This window comes from Achromobacter sp. T5-5 (assembly GCF_055397965.1).
The window spans coordinates 5,176,478-5,199,606 of the sequence record NZ_AP027919.1 but is presented as its reverse complement, the minus strand read 5'-3'; the positions used below and the strand labels follow the sequence as shown (position 1 = coordinate 5,199,606).

Genomic DNA, 23,129 nt, shown 5'->3' with positions numbered 1-23,129 from the left:
CAATTCCGGCAGGCCCCGCGGGCGGGATATTTTCGTCCGTCTGCCAGGCGCCTACCAGCTGAGCCAGGTGCCGCGCATGAAGGTGTCGACGGGCATGCTCAGGTTGGCGCGCCAGCCGTAGTCGCCCGTGACGATGTCCCGGTCGGCGCCCACGGCCAGCTTGACCTTGGGCGCGACGAACATGCTGTGGGACAGCCCCACGCGCTGCTCGGCCAGCACCGAGCCCTCGCGCAGGCCGGAATACGTGCCGCTCAACGTGCCCCAGCCCGACAGCGGCACCCCCGCCGACACCGTATTGCGTGTCTGCGCGGCGGACGCCACGCCATCGGAATAGGTCGACAGATCGCCGTAGCCCGCGCCGATCTGTTCATTGGTGTAGCCCAGGGTCACGGTGTCGGCCAGGGCCACGCTGTAGCCGAAGCGGTAGCGGTAACCGTTGGCCGCGTCGAACGTGCTCTGGGTGGCGCCGGCCTGGAACGTGCCGAACTCGCCGGCGGAATACGTGGTGCCCACGCCGCGCGTGGTCAGCGACGGCGCGCTCTGCACCTGGCCCTCCAGCGTCATTTCCGGCGTAAGCCCGTAACGGACGCTGCCGCTGCCCACCGAGGCGCCGTAGTCGACGGGCCCGGACAGGGCGGCGGGGTCCATGAGGTTGAGCCTGCCCAGCGAGGACGAATAACCGAAGCTGCCTTCTGGCAGCGTAGCGCCGGTGCCGCCCCAGTTGGCGATCTGCAGCCCGCCCACCGGCGCGGCGCTGCCCCAGGCGGGCGCGTTGGGGCTGACGTTGCCGACCGTGAGCGAGGGGCCCGAGGTATTGCGGTAGACCCAGTTGCGGCTGCCGCCGTAGCGCAGGCCGTCCTGTCCGCTGACGGACGCGAACCAGGGCCGGCTGGGGCGGGACACGCCCGAGATCACCACCACCGGCACGCTGGAAATGTCGCCGTCTTCCAGCGCGAACGAGTAATCGGGAGGGATGTCGACCGCCGAGGCGGGCGCGGCGAGCGGGTCGCAGGACAGCGGGGCCGGCAACGCGTCGCCCGCCAGGCCCAGTCCCGTGCCGGGGACGTATCCCTCCTGCGGTTCCTGGGCGCCGCCTTGCACCGTCGTGTCCATGCCGGGTTCCGTCGCGTGCAGGTCGCAGGGCGTGGGATCCAGCGGGACGGCGCGATCGTCCAGCGACGGGGCGGGGCGCACCGGGATGGACTGGACCGGGGACAGCACCCCGATGCCGCGCGCAACGTGCGTGACTTCACCTGCCGGAGGCGGCATCAGGACAAATGGGGTCGCATCAGGCTCGGCACTGGAAGCAGGCGCCAGCGGCCAGGCCAGGCCTGCCGTCAGCGCCGCGTGCAACAGCCCTCTGCGCCAGGTGATAGTGGCGACCATGGGGACAGTGTAGAGAACGTCCCGCCCCGCATCTGTAAACGATCTTTAGAAAACCCCACGAGCGGCGGCAGGCGAGGCGCCATTTTAGGTCCAGATGACCGCGGCGGGCAGGCCCGCCGGAACCACCCGCCAAATGCCCGAAACATCCGCCCTACATCGTGCAACGGGTATATTTCAGATGATTTCTTGCCTCTTGCGGGCGAAGGCGGCGCGCCGCACTATGACGCCCATGGACAATTCCCACACCAAGCTGCTGGTCGTCGACGACGACCCGGCCTTGCGCCAACTGCTGGCCGACTACCTGAATCGGCACGGCTACGACACGCTGCTGGCGCCCGACGCGACCGATCTCTCGTCGCGCATTACCCGCTACGCACCCGACCTGCTGGTGCTCGACCGCATGCTGCCCGGCGGCGACGGCGCCGACGCCTGCCGCCGCCTGCGCGAGCAGGGCGAAGACATTCCCGTCATCCTGCTGACCGCGCGCGACGAAGCCGTCGACCGCATCATCGGCCTGGAAGCCGGCGCCGACGACTACGTCGGCAAGCCCTTCGACCCGCGCGAACTGCTGGCCCGGATCGAGGCGGTGCTGCGCCGCAAGCGCGGCCCGTCCGCGCTCACCAAGGACGCGCCCGTTTCGTTCGGCCCCTTCGTCTTCGACCCCTCCACGCGCCAGCTTTCGCGCGAAGGCACGGTCGTCAAGCTGACCGGCGGCGAAATCAACCTGCTCGAGGCCCTGGTCCGCAACGCGGGCAAGCCGCTGTCGCGCGAGCGCCTGCTGGCGCTGGCCCGCGATGACGACGCCGGCGAGCGCAACGATCGCGCGATCGACATCGCCATCCTGCGCCTGCGCCGCGTGATCGAAGACGATCCCAAGCAGCCGCGCTGGATCCAGACCGTCTGGGGCATCGGCTACCGGTTTTCCCCCTGATGCGCTTTTCCCCCGGCTTTCTGGTGCCCCGTTCGCTGCGGGCGCGGCTGATCCTGCTGATCCTGGGATCGGTCCTGCTGACGCAGGCCGCCACCCTGGTGACGGTGTCGTACTTCCGGCACAAGTTCATGGAAGACGTGGCCATCGGCTACATCGTCACCACGATCCGCACGCTGCGCGCGGCCGTATCCCAGGTGCCGGCGGAAGACCGCGCCGATTTCGTGCGCGCCGCGTCCCAGAACCAATGGCGGCTGTGGTCGCGCGTGCTGCCGGCCGAAGCCAAGCTGCAGCGCTTCAATGGCCGCCGCCCGCCGCCGCCCCGTTCGGCGCCCCGTCCGCCGCCGCCTCCGCCGCCCGCGCCGTCTTCCCAGGATGCCCAGATGCACGGCCCCCCGCCGCCGCCGCCGCCCGAGGTCCGGGGCGATGAGGGCGAGTCGGGCGCCGCGCGGGCGGACGATCGCAGCGACGAACAGCGCGAGGCCGATCGCGCGCGCGAACGCGAAGAGCACAATCGCCGCTACAAGCCCGAGCCCGATGATATCCGCCGAGACCTGCGCGTGCTGGTCCAGCAGCTCAATGAACGCCTGAACGACGGCACCCGCGTCGCGCTGTCGCGCGGCCCCACGCCGGAGATCTTCATTTCCCTGGCCCCCAATCCCGCCACCGAGGACGCGCCGCGCCTGCGTGAATGGCTGGTCATCCCGCTGGACCGGCTGGATCCGCCCGTTGCCACGCCGTTCATCGCCGCCTGGCTGGGCGGCCTGGGGCTCCTGCTCTTGCTCGCTGTGGGCTTTTCCTGGCACATCACGCGGCCGATCACGCGGCTGGCCGACGCCGCCGACCGCCTTGCCGCCGGACAGCCCCAGCGCGTGGAGCCCTCGGGCCCGCACGAAACGCGCGTGCTGGGCGAACGCTTCAACGCCATGCTGGACGCCCTGTCCGAATCCGACTCGGTGCGGCGCACGCTGCTGTCCGGCCTGCCGCATGACCTGAAAGGGCCGCTGTCGCGCATGTGGCTTCGCGTCGAGATGGCCGACGACTCCACGCTGAAGGAAGGGCTGCGCACTGATCTGCGCGACATGCAGCACATGGTGGACCAGTTCATCGGCTTCGTGCGCGGCACCGATCCGGCCGCCTACCGCTATGCCCCCATCGTGCTGGCCGAATGGCTGACCGAGCGCGTGGGCGCCTGGCAGGGCGCGGGCACCGACATCGGCCTGGATGCCGCGGCCGAGGCCAGCGGGCTGGTGGTGCAGGCCGACGCCGTCGCGCTGGGCCGCCTCCTGGACAACCTGATCGGCAACGCGCTCAACCACGGCGCGCCGCCGGTCGAGATCGTCTTGCGCCGCGAGGACGGGCAGGCGGTGCTGGATGTCGCCGACCACGGGCCGGGCATCGTGCCGGAGCGCCGCCAGGAGGCGCTGCGCCCGTTCAGCCGGCTCGACGACGCGCGCACGCGCACCGGCAGCGTGGGCCTGGGCCTGGCGCTGGCCGAGGCCATTGCCCGGGCGCACGGCGGGTCGCTGGAACTGCGCCAGGCCGACGCCGGCGGCTTGTGCGTGCGCGTCAGGCTGCCGCTGTCCCCGGCCGCCTGACAGGGGCGCCCCCGGCGCGGCCCGCGCTACGGTACGATGCATCCTGCTTCGTCCTTTGCACGTTTTCCGCACCATGGCCATCCAGTCCGATTCGCTTTCCTCCCGTCCCGACGCGCCACGTATCGTGGCGCCGCAGCCGGTGTCGCCCAACGAGGAGTCGATCGAACGCGCACTGCGGCCCAAGGCGCTGGAAGAGTACGTCGGGCAGCAGCGCGCCCGCGAACAGCTCGAAATCTTCATCGCCGCGGCCAGAAAGCGCGGCGAGGCCCTGGACCACGTCCTGCTCTTCGGCCCTCCGGGCCTGGGCAAGACCACGCTGGCCCACATCATTGCGCATGAAATGGGCGTGCAACTGCGCCAGACGTCCGGCCCGGTCCTGGAACGCCCGGGCGACCTGGCCGCGCTGCTGACCAACCTGGAAAAGAACGACGTTCTCTTCATCGACGAAATCCACCGCCTGTCGCCCGTGGTCGAGGAAATCCTCTATCCGGCGCTGGAAGACTTCCAGATCGACATCCTGATCGGCGAAGGCCCGGCCGCGCGCAGCGTGAAACTGGACCTGCAGCCGTTCACGCTGGTGGGCGCCACCACGCGCGCCGGCATGCTGACCAACCCGCTGCGCGACCGCTTCGGCATCGTCTCGCGGCTCGAGTTCTACAACGCCGAAGACCTGGGCCGCATCGTGACCCGCAGCGCGGGATTGCTCAACGCCGTCATCACGCCGGACGGCGCGGCCGAAGTGGCGCGCCGCGCCCGCGGCACGCCGCGTATCGCCAACCGCCTGCTGCGCCGCGTGCGCGACTACGCCGAGGTCAAGGCCGGCGGCACCATCGACGCCGACGTCGCGGGCCGCGCGCTCGCCATGCTGGAGGTCGACCCGCAGGGCCTGGACCTGATGGACCGCAAGCTGCTCGAAGCCATCGTCCACAAGTTCGACGGCGGTCCCGTGGGCGTGGACAGCCTGGCCGCCGCCATCGGCGAAGAGCGCGACACGATCGAGGACGTCATCGAGCCCTATCTGATCCAGCACGGCTACCTGCAGCGCACCCCGCGCGGCCGCACGGCCACGCTGACCACCTGGCGCCATCTGGGCCTCGCCCCGCCCGCCGGCACCACCGGCGGCAGCGGCGACCTGTTCGGGAAGTAGGCGCGGCCGGCTAGGCGCGGCCGGCGAGGCGGCCCCTGGACCGCTTGGCGCGCCGTCATGCATTCGGGCGGCGCGCAACCCGCCTCGCGGGTTTATGATCCCAGGGTTTCGTTCCCCCTTGCGATCAAAGGACCCCATTCCATGCTGCCCGAATTGCCCTCCTATGATGATGTCGCGCGCGCCAGCGAGCGCCTGGCCGGCAACGCACACCGCACGCCCGTCATGACCTCGACGACCGCCGACGCCATCGCCGGCGCGTCGCTGTTCTTCAAGTGCGAGAACTTCCAGCGCATGGGCGCCTTCAAGTTCCGGGGCGGGTACAACGCGATCGCGCGCCTCACGCCCGAACAGCGTGCCGCCGGCGTCGTGACGTTTTCATCGGGCAACCACGCGCAGGCCATTGCGCTGGCCTCCCGGCTGCAGGGCGTGCAGGCCACCATCATCATGCCGCTGGACGCCCCTGCGGCCAAACGCGCGGCCACCGAGGGCTACGGCGGCAAGATCGTCACGTATGACCGCTACACCGAAGACCGCGAAACCATCGCCCGCCGCATCCAGGCCGAGACCGGCGCGACGCTGATCCCGCCTTACGACCACGAAGACGTGATCGCGGGGCAGGGCACCGCGGCCAAGGAATTGTTCGAGGAGGTCGGCGAACTCGATTACCTGTTCGTGTGCCTGGGCGGCGGCGGCCTGCTGTCGGGCTCGGCCCTGTCCGCCTTCGCGCTCAGCCCGCGCTGCCTGGTGTACGGCGTGGAGCCCGAGGCCGGCAACGACGGCCAGCAGTCCTTGCGCAAGGGCGAAATTGTCCGAATCCCCGCGCCCAAGACCCTGGCCGACGGCGCCGCGACGACGCACCTGGGCAATCTCACCTTCCCGCTCATCCAAAAGTACGTCCGCGACATCGTCACGGTGACGGATGAACAGCTCGTCACCACCATGAAATTCTTCGCCGAGCGCATGAAGATGGTCGTGGAACCCACGGGCTGCCTGGCCGCGGCCGCCGTCATGCAGAACGTCGTACCGGTGCGTGGGGCCCGGGTAGGCGTCATCATCAGCGGCGGCAACGTCGACCTGCCGGCCTACGCCCGCCTTCTCGCCGGCTGACGCGAATCAAGCGGCGCGCGGGGCAGACCGCCTGCGCGCGCTTGCGCCTGCCGACCTGGCAGGGCAGAATCGAATCTCGATCCTGACAAACCGGAGGCGACGCCATGCGTATCCTTGTCATTGGCGGCACGGGCTTCATTGGCCGCCACTTGGTAGCACGGCTTTGCGCGGACCAGCATCAGATCGTCGTTCCCACGCGGCTTGTCGCCCGCGGACGCGACCTGCAATTACTTCCCACCGTCACCCTCATGCAGGCCGACGTCCACGACGACGCCGCGCTGGACGGCCTGGTGCGGGGCTGCGATGCCGTCATCAACCTGGTTGGCATCCTGCACGGCAACACGGGCCGGCCGTATGGCTCGGATTTCGCGCGCGCCCATGTGCTGCTGCCGCAGCGCATCGCGCAGGCCTGCGTGCGCCACGGCGTGCACCGGCTGCTGCACGTCAGCGCGCTGGGCGCCGATTCCAGCGGCGACAGCATGTACCAGCGCTCCAAGGGCGACGGCGAGGCCGCCATCAAACAGGCCTACCAGGACCGCCGGGACATCGGCTGGACGATCTTCCGCCCGTCGGTCCTGTTCGGACCCGACGACAACTTCACCAATATGTTCGCGTCGCTGGCGCGCTGGCTGCCGGTGCTGCCGCTGGCGGGCGCGGATGCGCGCATGCAGCCGGTCTACGTGGGCGATGTGGTGACGGCCATGGTGTCGGCGCTGGCCGATACGCATACCTGTGGCAAGACGTACGAACTGGGCGGGCCGCAGGTCTACACGCTGGGCGAGATCGCGCGGCTGTGCGCCGCCTGGAGCGGCCATCCCCGTCCGGTCATCGGCATGCCGATGGGCGTGGGGCGCATGCAGGCCCGGCTGTTCGAATGCATGCCGGGCACGCCCCTGATGTCGCGGGACAACCTGGACTCGCTGCGCCGCGACAACATCTGCAGCGGTCCCATCGCGCCGGAACTGCATGTGGTGCCGACCGGCCTGGAGGCCGTGGCGCCGCGCTACCTGCACGGCAAGGCCTGAGCGGGCGGTGAACCCGCCCGCTATCCCTAGCGCACCAGCGCCTTCAGCGCCTGCTTGATGCCGTCGGACACGCCTACGCCCTCGGGCAGGGTCTTGAGCGCCGACAGCGATTCCTTTTCGGAGTAGCCCAGCGCCAGCAGCGCGTTCAGGATGTCGGACTGGTTGTCGGGCGTGGCGTGCGGCGAGGCGCCGATGTCCGCGCCCAGCTTGCCGCGCATTTCCAGCAGCAGGCGTTCGGCGGTCTTCTTGCCGATGCCCGGCACGCGGGTCAGGCGTCCCGATTCCTGCAGCGTGATGGCCTGGGCCAGGTCGGCGACCGACAGGCCCGACAGCACGGACAGCGCCGTGCGCGCGCCGATGCCGCTGACCTTGATGAGTTCGCGGAACGCGCTGCGTTCGCCGGCGGACGCAAAACCGTACAGGATGTGGGCGTCTTCGCGCACGGTCAGGTGCGTGTAGAGCGTGACGCGCGCGCCCGTCTCGGGCAGCGAATACAGCGTGCTCATGGGCACGTCGATGTCATACCCCAGACCGCCGACGTCCACGCAGATCGTGGGGGGCAGTTTCTCGATCAGGGTTCCGGTGATTCGTCCGATCATGGTGTAGGCCTGCAAGGGTGGGGCCGCGCGAGGCGCGGCGAATGCGGGGATTCTATACGCGCGGGCGCGTCAGCCGATCAGGCGGCCGTTGCGCAGGCGGGTCTTGCCGCCCATGCGCAGGGCGCTGCCCAGGCGTTCCAGCTTGTCCTGCAACGGGCCCACGTGAGCATGGCAGATGGCGCAGGCCAGCGCGTCAGCCGAGTCCGGCGCGGGCATGCCGTCCAGCGCCAGCAGGTGCTGCACCATCATCTGCACCTGCTCCTTGGCGGCGCGACCGGTGCCGACGACGGCCTTCTTGATCTGCAGCGCGGTGTACTCGTGCACGTCCAGCGAACTGTCCGCCAGCGCGCACAGCGCGGCCCCGCGCGCCTGGCCCAGCAGCAGGGTGGACGCGGGATTGGTGTTCAGGAAGACGATTTCCAGCGCGGCCACGTCGGGCCGCGTGTCGCGGGCCACCTGGCGCAGGTTGTCCAGGATGACCTTCAGGCGTTCGGACAGCGTCAGCGCCGGCGGGACCACGATGGTCCCGCTGGCCACATAGCGCAACCGCGAACCTTCGGCATCGATCACACCGAAGCCGGTGCGGCGCAGGCCGGGATCGATGCCGAGGACGCGCATCAGTGGCGGAAGTGGCGGGTGCCGGTCAGCACCATGGCGATGCCATGCTCGTCGGCCGCGGCGATGACTTCGTCGTCGCGCACGCTGCCGCCCGGCTGGATCACGCAGGTCGCGCCCGCGGCAACGACCACGTCCAGGCCGTCGCGGAACGGGAAGAAGGCATCGGACGCCACGGCCGAGCCCTTGAGCGTCAGGCCGGCGTTTTCAGCCTTGATCGACGCGATGCGGGCCGAGTCGATGCGGCTCATCTGGCCGGCGCCCACGCCCAGCGTCATGCCGCCGCCGACGAACACGATGGCGTTGGACTTGACGTACTTGGCGACCTTCCAGGCGAACGACAGGTCGCTCATTTCCTGTTCGGTGGGCTGGCGCTTGGTGACGACCTTCAGGGCGTCGCGCGGCACGTTGTAGGCGTCCGGCGTCTGCACCAGCCAGCCGCCGCCCACGCGCTTGACGTCGAAGGCGTTCTGGCCCGTGCCCATGGGCACTTCCAGCACGCGCACGTTCTTCTTGGCGGCCAGGATGGCCAGCGCGGCGCCGTCATACGCCGGGGCGAGCAGCACTTCCAGGAATTGCGCGCTGACGGCTTCGGCCGTGGCGGCGTCCACCGGACGGTTGAAGGCGATGATGCCGCCGAAGGCCGACGTCGGGTCGGTCTTGAAAGCCTGCTGGTAGGCGCCTAGCGTATCGGCCGCCACGGCCACGCCGCAGGGGTTCGCGTGCTTGACGATGACGCAGGCGGGCGCCTCGAAGCTGCGCGCGCATTCCCATGCGGCATCCGCGTCGGCGATGTTGTTGTAGGACAGTTCCTTGCCCTGGAGCTGGCGGTAATTGCCCAGCAGCCCGGCCGGACGCTGCGCGTCCACGTAGAAGGCGGCGCTCTGGTGGGGGTTCTCACCGTAGCGCAGCGCCTGTTCCTGCTTGACCTGCAGGGTCAGCGTGCCGGGCCATTCGTTGCGCGCGGGCACGGCGTCCTGGGCCGGCTCGGCTTCGGACAGGCTGGTCAGGTAGGCGGCGATGGCGCCGTCATAGGCGGCCGTGTGCGCATAGACCTTGGAGGCCAGCGCCAGGCGCAGGCCATAGGAGGTGCTGCCGCCCTTGTCCATTTCGGCCAGGACGCGCGAATAGTCGACGGGGTCGATCACGACGGTGACGCCGCCGGCTTCGGTGCCGTGGTTCTTGGCGGCGGCGCGCAGCATGGCCGGACCGCCGATGTCGATGTTTTCGACGGCGTCGGCGAACGAGCAGTCCGGCTTGGCGACGGTTTCACGGAACGGGTACAGGTTGACCACCAGCATGTCGATGCGATCGATGCCAGCCGCCTTGATGGTGTCCATGTGCTCGGCGCTGTCGCGGCGGGCCAGCAGGCCGCCGTGGATTTTCGGGTGCAGCGTCTTGACGCGGCCGTCCAGGATCTCGGGCGAGCCGGTGTGGGCGGCTACTTCGGTGACGGTCAGGCCGGCCTCGGCGAGCAGCTTGGCGGTGCCGCCGGTCGACAGCAGGCGGACGCCGCGCGCCGCCAGGGCGCGGGCAAATTCAACGATGCCGGTCTTGTCGGACACCGAAAGCAGGGCGGTTTCGATTTTCATGATGGGACGGGAGTGGGGCGGGGACGCCTTTCTCGTTCTGGTCGGATGGGAAATCTGGAAGGAGGGGCGGGCGATGCAGCCGCCGCCCGCGCAGGGAAAGCTATACCTGGATATTGTGCGCCAGCAACTTCTTGCGCAGGGTGTTGCGGGTGATGCCCAGCATCTCGGACGCCCGGGACTGGTTGCCGCCCGACCGCTCCAGCGCTACTTCAAGCACCGGGCGCTCCACGCAGCGCATGACCATGTCCCACATATCGTGGGGCTCGGACTCGCCCAAGTCTTCGAAATAGCGCTCCAGGCTGGCGCGCACGCATTCTTCCAGGACATCTTTCTTGCTCATTTGAGTACAAATATTTTTATGTTGGTGTTCAGGCGGTCATGCCGCCAGCAGGGCTTCTGCGACCGGCGCCGGGGTGGGGCTGCCGTCGCGTGAGAGAGAGTCGAACCAGTCCGCCACCGCCCGCCACTGGTCGCGGGTGTTGTCGATCAGGTTCATGCGGGCGCAGAACGAATCCGCGCCCGGCAGGCCGTCCACATACCAGCCGATGTGCTTGCGCGCCGTGCGTACGCCGGTGTGCTCGCCATAGAAGCGGTAGTGGTCGTCGAGATGTTCGAGCAGCAGCTCGCGCATTTCCCCATGGGTGGGAGGGGCCAGTGTTTCGCCCGTGCGCAGGTAGTGGTCGATTTCGCGGAAGATCCACGGACGGCCCTGGGCCGCCCGGCCGATCATGACCGCGTCGGCGCCAGTGTAATCCAGGACGTGCCTCGCCTTGGCGGGCGAGTCGATATCTCCGTTCGCGATCACGGGAATGGAGAGTTCGGCCTTGACGGCGCGGATGGTGTCATATTCCGCCTCGCCCGTATAGAGGTCGGCCCGGGTCCGGCCATGCAGGGTGAGGGCGGCGATGCCGGCGTTTTCGGCCAGCTTGGCCACGCGCACCGCGTTGCGGCTGTTGCGGTCCCAGCCGGTGCGGGTCTTCAGGGTGACCGGCACGCCCAGCGGCGCGCAGGCGGCCACCACGGCGTCCAGGATGCGGACGATCAGGTCTTCGTGGCGCAGCAGCGCCGAGCCGGACGCCACGTTGCACACCTTCTTGACCGGACATCCCATGTTGATGTCGATGATCCGGGCCCCCTTGCTGGCGTTGAACGCGGCGGCCTCGGCCATCATGGCGGGGTCGGCGCCGGCGATCTGCACCGAAATGGGGGCGATCTCGCCGTCGTGGTTCAGCCGGCGCGAGGTCTTGACGCTGTCCCAGAGCTTCGGGTTGCTGGCGGCCATTTCCGACACCGCATAACCCGCCCCCAGCTTCTTGCAGAGCTGGCGGAAAGGACGGTCCGTCACGCCCGCCATGGGCGCGACAAGAACGTTGTTGGGAAGGGTCCACTGGCCTATGCGCATGCTCACATTTTAACCGGCTCGATCGCACCCCCGTTTTCGGGGTGCGACGGCTTGTTAGCAAACCGGGAAGAAAAAGGGGGAGAAGAGGGGCGAAAAACGGGAACCCAGCCCCTTTACGGGGCCGGATCCGTGCCCGGAATCAGGAGCGGAATCCCTGCAGCAGGTGTTGCGCCAGGGGCGCGCGCAGGGGGGAAGCCAGGTCCATCCCCAATAACGCGGCGCCGCAGGCATGCTCGACCGGCGCCAGGCCGGTCGCGAAGATGCGCGGCATGAGGTCCGTGAGCCCGGCCGTGATGAAACGGTCCAGGTGGCGCGCGCCGGCGAACTCGGCCAGGGCGGGCCCGGGGTTGGTGGACGGACGGGCGAGCCAGCCGGTCAGCGTCTGGGCCAGCCTGGCCGCGTCGCGCAGGCCCAGGTTCAGGCCCTGGCCCGCCACCGGATGCAGCGTCTGGGCGGCGTTGCCGATGGCCGCCACACGGCCATGCACCTGGGCGCGGCGGGCGGCCAGCGCCAGCGGAAAGACGTGGCGCGGGGCATGGCTGGACAGGCGGCCGAGGCGGTCGCCGAAGGCTTGCGTCAGCGCATGGGAAAACGCGGCATTGTCCAGCGCCGCCAGTTCGGCCGCGCGCTCGGGGGCGCTGCACCAGACCACGGAATAGGCGTCCGGGGTCAGCGGGTGCGGCAGGAGCGCCAGCGGCCCCTCGGAGGTGAATCGCTCCCAGGCCCAGCCGCGCCGCGGCAAGGTGGCGTGCGCGGTGGTCAGCACGGCGTGCTGGTCGTAGTCGCGCCGCACGTCGGTGGCGCCGGCGCCATCGGACTGCACGGCCACCTGGCAGCGCAGCTCGGCGTCGCCGCGCTGGATCCGCACGCCTTCGGCGTCCTGCAGGCCGATCTGCGCCGCCGGGCCGGCAAGCACCGTGACGCCGCTGGCGGCCACGCACTCGTCCAGCCTGGCGTACAGCCCGGAGTAGGCCACCACGCTGCCCAACTGGGGCACGCCGAAGTCGGTGTGCTGGATCAGCGTGCGGCCCAGCCGGCCGCGCTGCGACACATGGATGTTGCGGATGTCGGCCGAGCGCTCGGGCCAGGCATGCAGCGACTCCAGCAGCACGCGGCTGCCGTGGTTCATGGCCAGGACACGGGGATCCGCCGCGGGGACCGCCGCGGCCGGCGTGACCGGGGCCGGCGCGCTGGCGGCCAGCAGGGCGATGCGCGCCGGGTCCGGCGCCACGCGCGCCAGCATCAGGGCCAATACGCGGCCCACGGGGCCGGCGCCAAGAATCGCGATGTCGAAGGCGGATGCAGTCATGTCCGGATTTTAACCGTCCACTACAATCGCGGCAGCCGGCTCCGCGGCTCCCCTACCGGTTGATCGACATGACGCAGGCCCAGGCTTCCTCTTCGCTTTCCGCCGTTTCCGCGCGCCGCCCCCGCGGCAAGGTCGCGGTCGGGCTGCTGGCCTGCCTGTTCGGCGCGGTCGGCGCGCACTGGTGGTATCTGGGCCGCCGCCACGCCTGGCTGGTGACCGCGTTCGCGCTGGCCTGCCTGTTCTGCGCGATCCGCTTTTACCCGGTCTGGTACGACAACCCCGCCTTCTTCCTGCTGTTCGTGCCGATGATCGACGGATTCATCGAAAGCGCGGTGTTTTCGCTGATGCCCGACGAGAAATTCGACCGGATCTACAACCCGGGCCTGGGCAAGGTGTCGTCCACCGGATGGGGGCCGGTGCTGGTCGCCATCCTGGCGTGCCTGGTCGGGGCCATCGTCACCATGTTCGCCATCGCGATGGTGGTGGTCTACGTGTGGGTGGCCATGGGCTGGCTGGACGGCTACGTGCTGTAGCGACGGGTTTCGGCGAGGTGTTCCGGGGACCTGCCCTGGCGACGTGTGTCGGCGGCCCCTCCGGCCGCGCTATTCGCGCATCAGCGCCTCGATCTCGGTGGCCTGCACCGGCACGCCGCGCGTGATGAGCTCGCAACCCTCGTCGGTGACGAGCGCATCGTCCTCGGTGCGGATGCCGATGTTCCAGTAGGCCTCGGGCACGTCGTCCGCGGGGCGCACGTAGATCCCCGGTTCGATGGTCAGCATCATCCCGGGTTCCAGCCTGCGCCAGGGGCGTTCGGCGCCGCGCGCGGCGCCCTGCTCGCGATAGTCACCGACGTCGTGGACGTCCAGGCCCAGCCAGTGGCCGGTCCGGTGCATGTAGAAGCGGCTGTAGTCGCCGGATTCCAGCACGCCGTCCAATGAGCCCTTCAGGAGTTTCAGGTCCAGCATGCCCTGCGCCAGGACGCGCAAGGCGGCTTCGTGCGCGTCGTTGAAGGCGCGGCCCGGCGCCGTGGCCTGGGCCGCCGCGTCCTGGGCCGCCACGGTCAGGTCGTACAGCGCGCGCTGCGGGCCGCTGTAGCGGCCATTCACCGGAAAGGTGCGGGTGATGTCGCTGGCGTAGCTGTCCACTTCGCAGCCCGCATCGACCAGCACCAGGTCCCCGTCGCGCAGCACCGCCTCGCCGGCGGGGTAGTGCAGGACGCAGGCGTTCGCGCCCGCCGCGACGATGCTGTTGTACGCCACGGACTGGGCGCCGTGGCGCCGGAATTCATAGAGCAGTTCGGCCTCGATCTCGTATTCGTGCATGCCGGGCCGCGCGACGCGCATGGCGCGCGCATGCGCGCCGGCCGAAATCTTGGCCGCGCGGCGCATCGCCGCGATTTCGGTGGCGTCCTTGATGAGCCGCATTTCCGCCAGCAGCGGGCGCAGGTCCTGCTGGCGCGTGGGCGGGGCATGTCCGCCGCGGCTCGCCTCGCGCGCCGCGGCCAGCCAGCGGTGCAGGCGGCCATCTGTGCGCTTGTCGCCGGCCAGCGGCGCATACAGGGTCGGGTGGTCCAGCATCAGGCCGGGCATCAGCTCGTCCAGCGCATCGATGGGATGGGCGTCGTCGAAGCCGAAATGGGAGGCGGCGGCCTCGGGACCGAAGCGCTTGCCTTCCCAGAGCTCATGCTCCACATGGCGGGCGCGGCAGAACAGCACCGCCCGGTCCGTCGCGCCCGCGACCAGCACCACCCAGGCGTCCGGCTCGGTAAAGCCCGTCAGGTAGAAAAAGTCGCTGTCGTGGCGGTAGGGGAATTCCGCGTCGCGGTTGCGGATGGCCTCCGGCGCGGTCGCCAGGATGGCGATACCGCCTCCTTCCGCGCGCATGCGTTCCATCAGGCGCTGGCGCCGCGCGGCGAAAGGGGCGATGTCGTCGGGAGGCAGGCTCATGGCGGGCCGGGGCGGGCAGCCCCGCAAAGGCGGAAGATGGGGCTTACTTTACCTGCCAACCCGCGAATGCGACACCCCGAGGACGAATCCGCGAGGGCGGTACGGGTATGGCTGCGCGGTCTGGAATCCGCTGCTACAATCGCGGCTCTGTCATTGGGGAGTAGCCATCCTTTGCCCCCAAAGGAGTCAGCGTCAACAGACTTGGCGGTTCAGTGCTGCGGAGCAGCCACTAGAACCCCATGGCGCTGACGGCACCCACGTCCGGCATGCCGCCGCGTGGGTCAGCCAGGCGAGACCTTTGGCCGCGTAGCGTTCACCCTTGGCCGGGCGAGCCGCTGCGTCGCGCCAATGGTATCTGCTCGTCCGGCCGCGTTCCCATGTTGCTCACCCTGTTTCTGTTCTTCCTGTCCGCGGCAGTGATCTATGTCGCGTGCGAGTTCTTCGTCAATGGCGTCGAATGGGTCGGTCATCGATTCCAGCTGGGCGCCACAGCCACCGGCACCGTGCTGGCGGCCTTCGGCACCGCGCTGCCGGAAAGCGCCGTCACCTTCATGGCCGTCGTCTTCGGCAACACCCCAGAGCAAAAGGATATCGGCGTCGGCGCCGCGATGGGCGGTCCGCTCGTGCTCGCCACCCTGGCCTACGCCGTGGTCGGCCTGGCGCTGTGGCGCGCCCGCCGCGGCCAGACCGAGCAGGCGGACTGTATCAACGCGGACCAGCGCCGGCTGGCCCGCGATCAGGCCTGGTTCATGGGCATCTTCGTCTTCAAGGTGGGTCTGGGCCTGCTGGCCTTCGCGTGGAAGCCGTGGCTGGGCTTCGTGTTCCTGATCACCTACGCCCTCTACATCAAGCGCGAACTCAGCAACGACGAGGAGTGCATGGACGGCGATGACCTGGAGCCGCTCAAGCTGCGCCCGCGCGACGAAAACCCCACCATGTTCTGGGCCGCCACGCAGACGATCCTGGCGCTGGTGGTGATCGCCGGCGCCTCGCACGTGTTCGTGAACCAGATCGAGGCGTTGGGCATCGCCATGGGCGCCTCGCCGCACGTGGCGGCGTTGCTGCTGGCGCCCGTGGCCACCGAGCTGCCCGAAATCATGAATGCGCTGATCTGGGTGCGCCAGGGCAAGGAGCGTCTCGCGCTCGCCAACATTTCGGGCGCCATGATGATCCAGGCCACCATCCCGAGCGCGCTGGGCATCTTCATGACGCCGTGGCTGCTGGACGCGCCGCTGCTTGCCGCGGGCCTGTTCACCATGCTGTCGATCGGTCTGCTGTGGCTGCGCTTCCGCCGCGCGGCAATGAGCGTGCCGGCCCTGTCGGCGGTGGCCGGCCTGTACGCCCTGTTTGCCGGCTACCTGGGCTGGCATTTCCACGCGTACTGATGCCGGGACCGGACAAGCGCCCGCGCGCTTGTCCGACTTTCGCCGCATTTGTGAGCCGAAAGTTGGCCCAACCCTTGTCCATCAGTACAAACCCGCGTAAAATCGCCCTGTTTTCCATCCCAGGAGCAGTCTTCGTGAATACCGATTCCGGCGAAAGTTGTCGATCTTGCATCGACGTCGCTGTCTGACAGGATCCACGCAGAACTCCGTCTGCCGCATCCTGTCATTCAGGTTGCGGTGTTTCCCAGGCGCCAGGCTTAACCTGGCGCAATAGCGCAGGCCCTCGGCCTGCCGGGACCCTCCCCAACACAAACCGCCAGAACCGCCGCTAGTCGCAGCGCCAGCGTTCGCGCACGTTCGTCGTGTCCGTCCGTCAGGCGCCGCCGGGCTGCGCTCGTGTTCGCGATCACGCTCCGCCTTCTTGCCATGGAGGTCGTTATGCGTTTCTTCGACTTGTTCCTGCGCCGCGCCGGCGTGGACCGTGCCACCGCCCTGGGCCGCCGTCGCGGCACGTCCCGGCTGACGGTGATCTGTCCGCGCGGTGAACTGGGCGCACTGCGCAAGCAGATCTGCCTGGACTTCAGCGCCGCCGGCCTGGATGTCTCGCAAGTGCAGATCGACCAGGGCAAAGACCCCGATCTCGCGTCGGCTTGCATCACCGTCAATTGCCCCCCGGAACTGCGGGCGGAATTGATGTCGCAAGCGCGCCGCCTGAGCGCCAATCCCGTCGTGCGCCGCGTGCATTTCGGCGCGCAGGCCGCGATGGCCTGAACACCCGTCCCATCCCTCCCAGGAGAAATCATGCCTAGCGCCTTAGACCCAGAGCCTCGATTGCGCCCTGTGCGCGGCTCCGGCATGCTTATCTGACCCGTCCTCTCACTGCGAGCCGACTGGCCGGATAGACATCCCGGTCCGTACGGAACCCGCAGCCAAGAATCCCCGGCCTGATCCGCGCCATGCGCGACGCAGCGCCCGGTCCCGGTTCCCCCGCTGACTTTCCCTCCGTTCTCCGCACCCGGCGCGCCATAGACGCGATCCGGACACCGGCAACATTGCTCCGGCGCCTGCGCACGCGCGCACGCGGCGGCCCGACGACGTTTCCCTTGAAGCGCCGCGGACCGCTGCTGCCCGCGCGCGGCCGCCGCCGGCAGGGTCGTCCGTGTCTCCCGCAACAACACCAATAAATGCGGAGCACTCCCATGTTTGCTTTCCTCAAATCGTTTTTTTCGTCCGCCGCCCGCCTGCGCCGCACGGGCAGGCACTTCCGCCGCGCGCCGATCCTGGAGCGGGGCGGCGACGTCGCCGCCGCCTCGTCCGAGGCATCCCGCCGTGCCAGCCTGCGCATGGTGGAAACGTCCCGCCTGGGCTTTGACTCGCTGTTCGCGCGGTTCGGCAGCGGCTGGGGCGGCTTGTCCGAAGCGCAGGCCCTGGCCGCGCGCGAACGCCACGGCGCCAATGAGGTCGACCACGAAAAGCCGCTCTCCTGGCCGGCCCATCTGTGGCTGTCCTACCGCAATCCCTTCAACCTGCTGCTGACCGCGCTTGCCGTGTTGTCCTGGCTGACCGATGTGCGCATGGCCGTGCCGGAAGACCAGTCCTGGACGGCGGTCGTGATCATCGGCGCGATGGTGGCGATTTCGACCATCCTGCGCTTCGTGCAGGAGCAGCGCTCGAACCGTGCGGCCGAAGCCTTGAAGGCGATGGTGCGCAACACCGCGACGGTGCTGCGCAGCGACGCCGGCTCGCCCGACGCGGGCGATGGTCGCCGCTTCTTCGGCGCCGCCTTGCACGCCACGGGATCGCGCCAGCGCGAAGTGCCGCTGGCCGACCTCGTGCCCGGCGACGTCGTGCTGCTTTCCGCGGGCGATATGGTCCCCGCCGACTGCCGCGTCCTGAACGCCAAAGACCTCTTCGTCGCGCAGGCGGCGCTGACGGGGGAATCCCTGCCGGTGGAAAAGCACATGACCCCGCGCATGAACACGGGCAATCCGCTGGAACTGGAGAACATGGCGTTCATGGGCACCAACGTCGTCAGCGGGGCGGGCAGCGCGCTGGTGGTGGCCACGGGCGCCGATACGGTCTTCGGCCAGTTGGCTGGCCGCGTCACGCAGACCTCGCGCGCGCCCACGCAATTCCAGCAGGGCATCAACCGCGTGAGCTGGATCCTGATCCGCTTCATGCTCGTCATGGCGCCCGTCGTGATGCTGATCAACGGATTCACCAAGGGAGACTGGCTGGAAGCGCTGCTGTTCGCGCTGGCCATCGCGGTGGGCCTGACGCCCGAAATGCTGCCGATGATCGTGACGGCCACGCTGGCCAAGGGGGCGGTGCGCATGTCCCGGCGCAAGGTGGTGGTCAAGCGCCTGGATGCCATCCAGAACCTGGGCGCGATGAATGTGCTGTGCACGGACAAGACCGGCACGCTGACGCAGGACCGCATCGTGCTGGAGCGCCATACCGACGTCTACGGCGCGCCCAGCGACGATGTGCTGGCCTATGCCTACCTGAACAGCTACTACCAGACGGGCCTGAAGAACCTGCTGGACGTGGCGGTGCTGGAGCATGCCGAAGTGGCGCGCAGCCTGGATCTGGCGGGCCGCTACCGCAAGATCGACGAGATTCCGTTCGACTTTTCCCGCCGCCGCATGTCCGTCGTGGTGAACGAGACCGAGAATGGGCGCGACCATCATGAGCTGATCTGCAAGGGCGCGCTGGAGGAAATGCTGTCGGCGTGCACCCGGCTGCGCGTGGGCAGCGAGGTCCATCCGCTGACCGAGGCGCGCCGGGCCGACATCCGCCGTGTGGCGGCCGGGTTGAACCGCGACGGCCTGCGCGTCATCGCGGTGGCCGTCAAGGAGTTGCCGCCCACGCAGCAGGCCTACGGCGTGGCGGACGAATCCGACCTGGTGCTGGTGGGATACATCGCATTCCTGGATCCGCCCAAGGCGTCGACCGGCCCCGCGCTGGCCGCGCTGAAGGCGTCGGGCATCGAGGTCAAGGTGCTGACCGGCGACGTCGAGCTGGTCACGCGCAAGGTCTGCCGCGAAGTGGGCCTGGACGTGCGCAAGGTGATTCTGGGCGCCGAGATCGAAGCGATGGACGACGCGCAGCTTGCCGTTGCCGTGCGCGAGGCCAACGTGTTCGCCCGCCTGGCCCCCATCCACAAGGAGCGTATCGTGCGCAGCCTGCGCGCGCAGGGCGACACCGTGGGCTTCATGGGCGACGGCATCAACGACGCGCCGGCCCTGCGGGCGGCCGACGTGGGCATTTCGGTCGATTCCGCGGTGGATATTTCCAAAGAGGCCGCCGACATCATCCTGCTCGAAAAAAGCCTGATGGTGCTGGAGGACGGCGTGATCGAAGGCCGCAAGACCTTCTGCAACATGCTCAAGTACCTGAAGATGACGGCCAGCTCGAACTTCGGCAACGTCTTCTCGGTGCTGGTGGCGAGCGCCTTCCTGCCGTTCCTGCCGATGCTGCCCATCCATCTGCTGCTGCAGAACCTGATGTACGACATTTCCCAGACGGCCATCCCGTTCGACAACGTCGACGAGGAATTGCTGAAGCAGCCGCAACGCTGGGATCCGGACGGCCTGGGCCGCTTCATGGTGTTCTTCGGTCCGATCAGTTCGCTCTTCGACATTGCCACGTACGCCGTCATGTGGTTTGTCTTCCAGGCCAACGCGCCCGAGCACCAGACGCTGTTCCAGTCCGGCTGGTTCGTCGAGGGGCTGTTGTCGCAGACGCTGATCGTGCATATGATCCGCACGCGCCGGATTCCCTTCCTGCAAAGCCGCGCGTCGTGGCCGCTGATGGGGATGACGCTGATGGTGGTCGCGCTGGGCCTGCTGCTGCCGTTTTCGCCGCTGGCGGCGTACTTTCAGTTGCAGCCGCTGCCCTGGAGCTACTTCCCCTGGCTGGTGGGCATCCTGCTAGGCTACTGCGTGCTGACGCAGATGCTCAAGCGCATCTGGGTCCGCCGCTACGGCTGGCAGTAGGCAGATTCATCTCGCGGCGGGCGCTGCTCGCCGCCAACGCGGAAAACCATCATGAGAATCGCACTGTTGGCCGCCTTCGCGGCGGCCGGCTTGGTCCAGCCTTGGCAGGCCCGGGCCGCGGAACCGGGCCCCGGGCTCCAGTTCTACGGCATCGTCGATGCCGGTATGGCGGTGACGAAGACCTCGGGGCAGGGCAGCCGCAGCGGTCTGCTGGACGGCGGCCTGACGGACTCGCTTTGGGGGCTGCAGGGCACGGAAGATCTTGGCAGCGGCTGGTCTGCCCGCTTCCAGCTCGAAAGCGGCTTCGATCCTTCCAGCGGCAACGCGGCCGATGACGCCAGCCTCTTCAACTACGGCGCCTGGGTCGGGTTGGCCCACGAGCACTATGGCGACCTGCGGCTGGGCCGCCAATACACCGTCGGCCAGACCTACGGCAGCGCGCTGGAGATCGCGTCGTGGAAGGACATGGGCATGGGCGCCACCTTCAAGGCCTCCGACAACTACCAGTTCAGCAATATGGTGAACTGGTATTCGCCGCAATGGCGCGGGTTTCAGGCGGGGGTGGGGTATGCGTTCGACGCGGACGGGCAGGAGCGCTTTCGTACTAGCCAGAACACTCGTGCAATCAGTGTCGGCCTGAAGTATGAGGACGGCCCGTTGCTGGCCGTGGCGACCTGGGAGCAGCTTCGCCTGGCCAATCCGCCCGCGGACGCCAGTGGACGTCCCCAGGCGATGCAGGTGGGGGCGTCGTACGACTTCGAGGTGCTCAAGCTGTCGCTCGCGTGGTCGCGCCAGCGCAATGGCTACGTGGGGCTGGATGGCGGGGATCCTGACGGCCTGGGCGTCGGGCTGGGGCCCGCGGCCTTCGTGCAGGGCGGAACGGTCGATGCCTGGCTGGTCGGGGTCAGCGTGCCGGTCGGGCGGGGCGCGGTGCTGGTGCAGTGGTCGTTGGCCAGGCCCGACTGGCATTGGGCCGATGGCATGACGGCGCGCAATGCGCAGGTCGCGACCTTGGGCTATACCTACGACCTGTCCCCGCGCACCACGCTCTATGCCTTTGCCGGCTATGCGTCGAACTACACGCTGGACAACCAGTTCGACCCCGCCAACGGGCACACCGTGCGCGTGGGCACGGGGGTATCGCACCGATTCTGAACGGGTTGGCTGCGGGCCGGCGTCCGGCAGCGGGCAATGGCCGGCTCTACTACAATCGTTGGGGAATGGCGCTAGGCGCCGGTCCTTGTCTTCGCGTCGTTTCTCGGATGGCCCGCATGGATAGTCTCGAATGGCTCGTACCCTGGGAGTTCTCTCCCACGCTGGTGGCTTCCTTCCTGGTTGCCATCGCGCTGTTCGTACGCGGCCAGCGGGTGCACCACGTGACGGTTGCGCGCCGCATCCTGTTCTGGACGGGGATGGTGCTGCTGTACCTGTCCCTGCATACCCGGCTCGACTACTACGCCGAGCGCATGTTCTTCATCCATCGCATCCAGCATCTGGTCCTGCACCATCTCGGGCCGTTGCTTGTGATGGCCGCCTTTCCCGGCCAGGTGATGCGCGCGGGCCTGCCGATGGCCTGGCGCATCCGGCTGCGCGATTTCCTGCGCGGCGGCGCGGGCCGCGCCACGGTGGCCGTGCTGACCCACAAGGTCTTCGTGCCGGCGCTCTTCGTCTTCCTGGTGCTGGTCTGGCTGATTCCGTCGGTGCAGTTCTATTCGATGCTCGACTGGCGCCTGTACCGGCTCATGAACTGGTCGGTCGTGATCAGCGGCTTCATGTACTGGAACCTGATCCTGGACCGCCGTCCCGCGCCGCCCGCGGCCATGTCGCCGGGCGGCCGCGTGATCTCGCCGGTGGCGACGATGCTGCCGCAGATGGTGGCCGGCGCCGTCATCGCCTTCACCGAAAGCGACATCTATCCGCTCTTCGAGTTGTGCGGGCGGGCCATCGCCATGTCGGCCCAGACCGACCAGACCATCGGCGGGCTGACCATGTGGATACCCGCCGCGCTGGTGGAGGTGATCGGCCTGATGGTGGCCCTGGGCACCTTGATGCGCCTGTCGGCAAAGGGACGCCTGCGCAAGGCGGACCGCGATGCGCGCGCGCGCGCCAAGTCGGGCGCGGCGCTTTCGTCCTGAATCCGGCGGCAGACGCGGCGCAGATTTAGCCCGTCCCCGCCGGATCGCGCCGGTTACTCCGGCTGCAGCCCGTGATACTTCTTGCCCAGCGCCACGGTGGCCTGGAACATCCCGGCCTTGTTGCCGCAGTCGTAGCGCACGCCTTCGAAACGGTGCGCGTAGACCTCGCGCTCGCGCATCAGCGAGGCGATGCCGTCGGTCAGCTGGATCTCGTTGCCCGCGCCCATCTTGGTCGAACGCAGGTGGTCGAAGATCGCGGCTTCCAGCACATAGCGGCCCACGACGGCCAGCGTTGACGGCGCGGCCTCGGGCTCGGGTTTTTCCACGATGTGCGTGACGCGTTCGGTGCGTCCATCCTGGGCTGTCTCGCCGCGATGGGTCGCCACGATCCCGTACTTGCGAGTGTCGGCGCGCGGCACGTCCTGCACGCCCAGGACGCTGGCATTGCGCGCCACGGCCACGTCCACCAGTTGCTTCATGGCGGGCACATCCGCGTCGATCAGGTCGTCGGCCAGCAGCACCGCAAAGGGCTCGTCGCCCACTGCGGGCGCGGCCGACAGCACAGCGTGGCCCAGGCCCAGCGGCGCCGATTGGCGGATATAGAGGCAATTGACGTGCGCGGGTAGAATGCCCCGCACCATCGCCAGCAGCTCATGCTTGCCCTTGCTTTCCAGGTCGGATTCCAGCTCGGGCGCGGAATCGAAATGGTCTTCGATGGCCCGCTTGTTGCGGCCGGTCACGAAAATCAGATCGGTAATCCCGGCGGCCACGGCTTCTTCCACCGCGTACTGTATGAGGGGCTTGTCGACCACGGGCAGCATTTCCTTGGGCATCGCCTTGGTGGCGGGCAGGAAGCGCGTGCCCATGCCGGCGACAGGGAAAACGGCTTTACGGACGGGACGCATTGACACCTCGTTGAGGATTCGATGAAACATTTTAAGCTCATCGCTATCATAG

At 68.7% G+C, this 23,129-nt stretch carries 20 protein-coding genes and 1 riboswitch; of the genes, 11 read left to right on the top strand and 9 right to left on the bottom strand.

Features of this window, described 5'->3' with window-relative positions; genetic code table 11:
• Nucleotides 1-51: 51 nt before the first annotated feature.
• Nucleotides 52-1,386 carry a fimbrial protein gene (locus tag ACZ50Q_RS23620; protein WP_464079697.1) on the bottom strand — a complete coding sequence of 445 codons (1,335 nt, stop codon included), beginning with the start codon at nt 1,384-1,386 and terminating at the stop codon, nt 52-54.
• 229 nt (nt 1,387-1,615) lie between these two features.
• Here ACZ50Q_RS23620 and ACZ50Q_RS23615 point away from each other — a divergent pair, with 229 nt between their 5' ends.
• From ACZ50Q_RS23615 to ACZ50Q_RS23595, 5 genes are all read left to right on the top strand, one after another.
• Complete coding sequence (locus ACZ50Q_RS23615) at nt 1,616-2,317, top strand: response regulator (protein WP_076521949.1); 702 nt, start codon at nt 1,616-1,618, stop codon at nt 2,315-2,317.
• On the top strand, nt 2,317-3,912 hold the full coding sequence (locus ACZ50Q_RS23610) for a sensor histidine kinase (protein ID WP_464079696.1): 1,596 nt from the start codon (nt 2,317-2,319) through the stop codon (nt 3,910-3,912). Before ACZ50Q_RS23615 ends, ACZ50Q_RS23610 begins: the two co-directional genes overlap by 1 nt.
• Before the next feature lie 73 nt (nt 3,913-3,985).
• On the top strand, nt 3,986-5,059 hold the full coding sequence (gene ruvB, locus ACZ50Q_RS23605) for a Holliday junction branch migration DNA helicase RuvB (RefSeq protein ID WP_076521950.1): 1,074 nt from the start codon (nt 3,986-3,988) through the stop codon (nt 5,057-5,059).
• 141 nt (nt 5,060-5,200) lie between these two features.
• On the top strand, nt 5,201-6,166 hold the full coding sequence (locus tag ACZ50Q_RS23600; RefSeq protein ID WP_464079695.1) for a threo-3-hydroxy-L-aspartate ammonia-lyase: 966 nt from the start codon (nt 5,201-5,203) through the stop codon (nt 6,164-6,166).
• 104 nt (nt 6,167-6,270) lie between these two features.
• Entirely contained in the window at nt 6,271-7,191 is a 921-nt protein-coding gene (locus ACZ50Q_RS23595) for a complex I NDUFA9 subunit family protein (protein ID WP_464079694.1), read from the top strand.
• A gap of 26 nt (nt 7,192-7,217) precedes the next feature.
• Here the strand turns inward: ACZ50Q_RS23595 and ruvA are convergent, their stop codons facing one another.
• The 6 genes from ruvA to ACZ50Q_RS23565 form a co-directional block, all read right to left on the bottom strand.
• On the bottom strand, nt 7,218-7,790 hold the full coding sequence (ruvA, locus tag ACZ50Q_RS23590) for a Holliday junction branch migration protein RuvA (RefSeq protein ID WP_076521951.1): 573 nt from the start codon (nt 7,788-7,790) through the stop codon (nt 7,218-7,220).
• Between the two features lie 69 nt (nt 7,791-7,859).
• Nucleotides 7,860-8,408, bottom strand: a complete 549-nt coding sequence (ruvC, locus tag ACZ50Q_RS23585) for a crossover junction endodeoxyribonuclease RuvC (RefSeq protein ID WP_076519045.1) — start codon at nt 8,406-8,408, stop codon at nt 7,860-7,862.
• Nucleotides 8,408-9,997, bottom strand: a complete 1,590-nt coding sequence (gene purH, locus ACZ50Q_RS23580) for a bifunctional phosphoribosylaminoimidazolecarboxamide formyltransferase/IMP cyclohydrolase (protein ID WP_092581938.1) — start codon at nt 9,995-9,997, stop codon at nt 8,408-8,410. Before purH ends, ruvC begins: the two co-directional genes overlap by 1 nt.
• Nucleotides 9,998-10,097: 100 nt before the next feature.
• Nucleotides 10,098-10,337 carry a helix-turn-helix domain-containing protein gene (locus ACZ50Q_RS23575; protein WP_006217670.1) on the bottom strand — a complete coding sequence of 80 codons (240 nt, stop codon included), beginning with the start codon at nt 10,335-10,337 and terminating at the stop codon, nt 10,098-10,100.
• Nucleotides 10,338-10,373: 36 nt separating this feature from the next.
• Nucleotides 10,374-11,399, bottom strand: a complete 1,026-nt coding sequence (gene dusB / locus ACZ50Q_RS23570) for a tRNA dihydrouridine synthase DusB (protein ID WP_076519047.1) — start codon at nt 11,397-11,399, stop codon at nt 10,374-10,376.
• 139 nt (nt 11,400-11,538) lie between these two features.
• Entirely contained in the window at nt 11,539-12,708 is a 1,170-nt protein-coding gene (locus ACZ50Q_RS23565; protein ID WP_464079693.1) for a UbiH/UbiF/VisC/COQ6 family ubiquinone biosynthesis hydroxylase, read from the bottom strand.
• Nucleotides 12,709-12,776: 68 nt separating this feature from the next.
• On the opposite strand from ACZ50Q_RS23565, the gene ACZ50Q_RS23560 reads away from it, so the two are divergent.
• Nucleotides 12,777-13,241, top strand: a complete 465-nt coding sequence (locus ACZ50Q_RS23560) for a TM2 domain-containing protein (protein WP_092581974.1) — start codon at nt 12,777-12,779, stop codon at nt 13,239-13,241.
• A 69-nt stretch (nt 13,242-13,310) separates the two neighbouring features.
• Here ACZ50Q_RS23560 and ACZ50Q_RS23555 read toward each other — a convergent pair whose 3' ends face one another.
• On the bottom strand, nt 13,311-14,654 hold the full coding sequence (locus ACZ50Q_RS23555) for an aminopeptidase P N-terminal domain-containing protein (RefSeq protein ID WP_464079692.1): 1,344 nt from the start codon (nt 14,652-14,654) through the stop codon (nt 13,311-13,313).
• A 136-nt stretch (nt 14,655-14,790) separates the two neighbouring features.
• Nucleotides 14,791-14,988, top strand: a riboswitch (yybP-ykoY riboswitch).
• A gap of 43 nt (nt 14,989-15,031) precedes the next feature.
• Between ACZ50Q_RS23555 and ACZ50Q_RS23550 the strand changes: the two genes are divergently transcribed.
• From ACZ50Q_RS23550 to ACZ50Q_RS23530, 5 genes are all read left to right on the top strand, one after another.
• The gene (locus tag ACZ50Q_RS23550) at nt 15,032-16,039 is read left to right on the top strand and encodes a sodium:calcium antiporter (RefSeq protein WP_464079691.1); all 1,008 of its coding nucleotides are present in this window, start codon (nt 15,032-15,034) and stop codon (nt 16,037-16,039) included.
• 438 nt (nt 16,040-16,477) lie between these two features.
• On the top strand, nt 16,478-16,810 hold the full coding sequence (locus tag ACZ50Q_RS23545; protein ID WP_076519051.1) for a hypothetical protein: 333 nt from the start codon (nt 16,478-16,480) through the stop codon (nt 16,808-16,810).
• 428 nt (nt 16,811-17,238) lie between these two features.
• Nucleotides 17,239-20,037, top strand: coding sequence for a magnesium-translocating P-type ATPase (mgtA, locus tag ACZ50Q_RS23540; RefSeq protein WP_464079690.1), 2,799 nt, complete (start codon nt 17,239-17,241; stop codon nt 20,035-20,037).
• A 51-nt stretch (nt 20,038-20,088) separates the two neighbouring features.
• Entirely contained in the window at nt 20,089-21,192 is a 1,104-nt protein-coding gene (locus ACZ50Q_RS23535) for a porin (protein ID WP_464079689.1), read from the top strand.
• A 107-nt stretch (nt 21,193-21,299) separates the two neighbouring features.
• Entirely contained in the window at nt 21,300-22,172 is an 873-nt protein-coding gene (locus tag ACZ50Q_RS23530; protein ID WP_092581944.1) for a cytochrome c oxidase assembly protein, read from the top strand.
• A gap of 53 nt (nt 22,173-22,225) precedes the next feature.
• Here the strand turns inward: ACZ50Q_RS23530 and galU are convergent, their stop codons facing one another.
• Complete coding sequence (galU, locus tag ACZ50Q_RS23525) at nt 22,226-23,077, bottom strand: UTP--glucose-1-phosphate uridylyltransferase GalU (RefSeq protein ID WP_092581975.1); 852 nt, start codon at nt 23,075-23,077, stop codon at nt 22,226-22,228.
• Nucleotides 23,078-23,129 lie beyond the last annotated feature (52 nt).

What these genes read in the sequence shown, in the direction of transcription:
- ACZ50Q_RS23620 (WP_464079697.1), bottom strand. Translation starts at nt 1,386, where the DNA reads ATGGTCGCCACTATCACCTGGCGCAGAGGGCTGTTGCACGCGGCGCTG.
- ACZ50Q_RS23615 (WP_076521949.1), top strand. Translation starts at nt 1,616, where the DNA reads ATGGACAATTCCCACACCAAGCTGCTGGTCGTCGACGACGACCCGGCC.
- ACZ50Q_RS23610 (WP_464079696.1), top strand. Translation starts at nt 2,317, where the DNA reads ATGCGCTTTTCCCCCGGCTTTCTGGTGCCCCGTTCGCTGCGGGCGCGG.
- ruvB (WP_076521950.1), top strand. Translation starts at nt 3,986, where the DNA reads ATGGCCATCCAGTCCGATTCGCTTTCCTCCCGTCCCGACGCGCCACGT.
- ACZ50Q_RS23600 (WP_464079695.1), top strand. Translation starts at nt 5,201, where the DNA reads ATGCTGCCCGAATTGCCCTCCTATGATGATGTCGCGCGCGCCAGCGAG.
- ACZ50Q_RS23595 (WP_464079694.1), top strand. Translation starts at nt 6,271, where the DNA reads ATGCGTATCCTTGTCATTGGCGGCACGGGCTTCATTGGCCGCCACTTG.
- ruvA (WP_076521951.1), bottom strand. Translation starts at nt 7,790, where the DNA reads ATGATCGGACGAATCACCGGAACCCTGATCGAGAAACTGCCCCCCACG.
- ruvC (WP_076519045.1), bottom strand. Translation starts at nt 8,408, where the DNA reads ATGCGCGTCCTCGGCATCGATCCCGGCCTGCGCCGCACCGGCTTCGGT.
- purH (WP_092581938.1), bottom strand. Translation starts at nt 9,997, where the DNA reads ATGAAAATCGAAACCGCCCTGCTTTCGGTGTCCGACAAGACCGGCATC.
- ACZ50Q_RS23575 (WP_006217670.1), bottom strand. Translation starts at nt 10,337, where the DNA reads ATGAGCAAGAAAGATGTCCTGGAAGAATGCGTGCGCGCCAGCCTGGAG.
- dusB (WP_076519047.1), bottom strand. Translation starts at nt 11,399, where the DNA reads ATGCGCATAGGCCAGTGGACCCTTCCCAACAACGTTCTTGTCGCGCCC.
- ACZ50Q_RS23565 (WP_464079693.1), bottom strand. Translation starts at nt 12,708, where the DNA reads ATGACTGCATCCGCCTTCGACATCGCGATTCTTGGCGCCGGCCCCGTG.
- ACZ50Q_RS23560 (WP_092581974.1), top strand. Translation starts at nt 12,777, where the DNA reads ATGACGCAGGCCCAGGCTTCCTCTTCGCTTTCCGCCGTTTCCGCGCGC.
- ACZ50Q_RS23555 (WP_464079692.1), bottom strand. Translation starts at nt 14,654, where the DNA reads ATGAGCCTGCCTCCCGACGACATCGCCCCTTTCGCCGCGCGGCGCCAG.
- ACZ50Q_RS23550 (WP_464079691.1), top strand. Translation starts at nt 15,032, where the DNA reads ATGTTGCTCACCCTGTTTCTGTTCTTCCTGTCCGCGGCAGTGATCTAT.
- ACZ50Q_RS23545 (WP_076519051.1), top strand. Translation starts at nt 16,478, where the DNA reads ATGCGTTTCTTCGACTTGTTCCTGCGCCGCGCCGGCGTGGACCGTGCC.
- mgtA (WP_464079690.1), top strand. Translation starts at nt 17,239, where the DNA reads ATGTTTGCTTTCCTCAAATCGTTTTTTTCGTCCGCCGCCCGCCTGCGC.
- ACZ50Q_RS23535 (WP_464079689.1), top strand. Translation starts at nt 20,089, where the DNA reads ATGAGAATCGCACTGTTGGCCGCCTTCGCGGCGGCCGGCTTGGTCCAG.
- ACZ50Q_RS23530 (WP_092581944.1), top strand. Translation starts at nt 21,300, where the DNA reads ATGGCCCGCATGGATAGTCTCGAATGGCTCGTACCCTGGGAGTTCTCT.
- galU (WP_092581975.1), bottom strand. Translation starts at nt 23,077, where the DNA reads ATGCGTCCCGTCCGTAAAGCCGTTTTCCCTGTCGCCGGCATGGGCACG.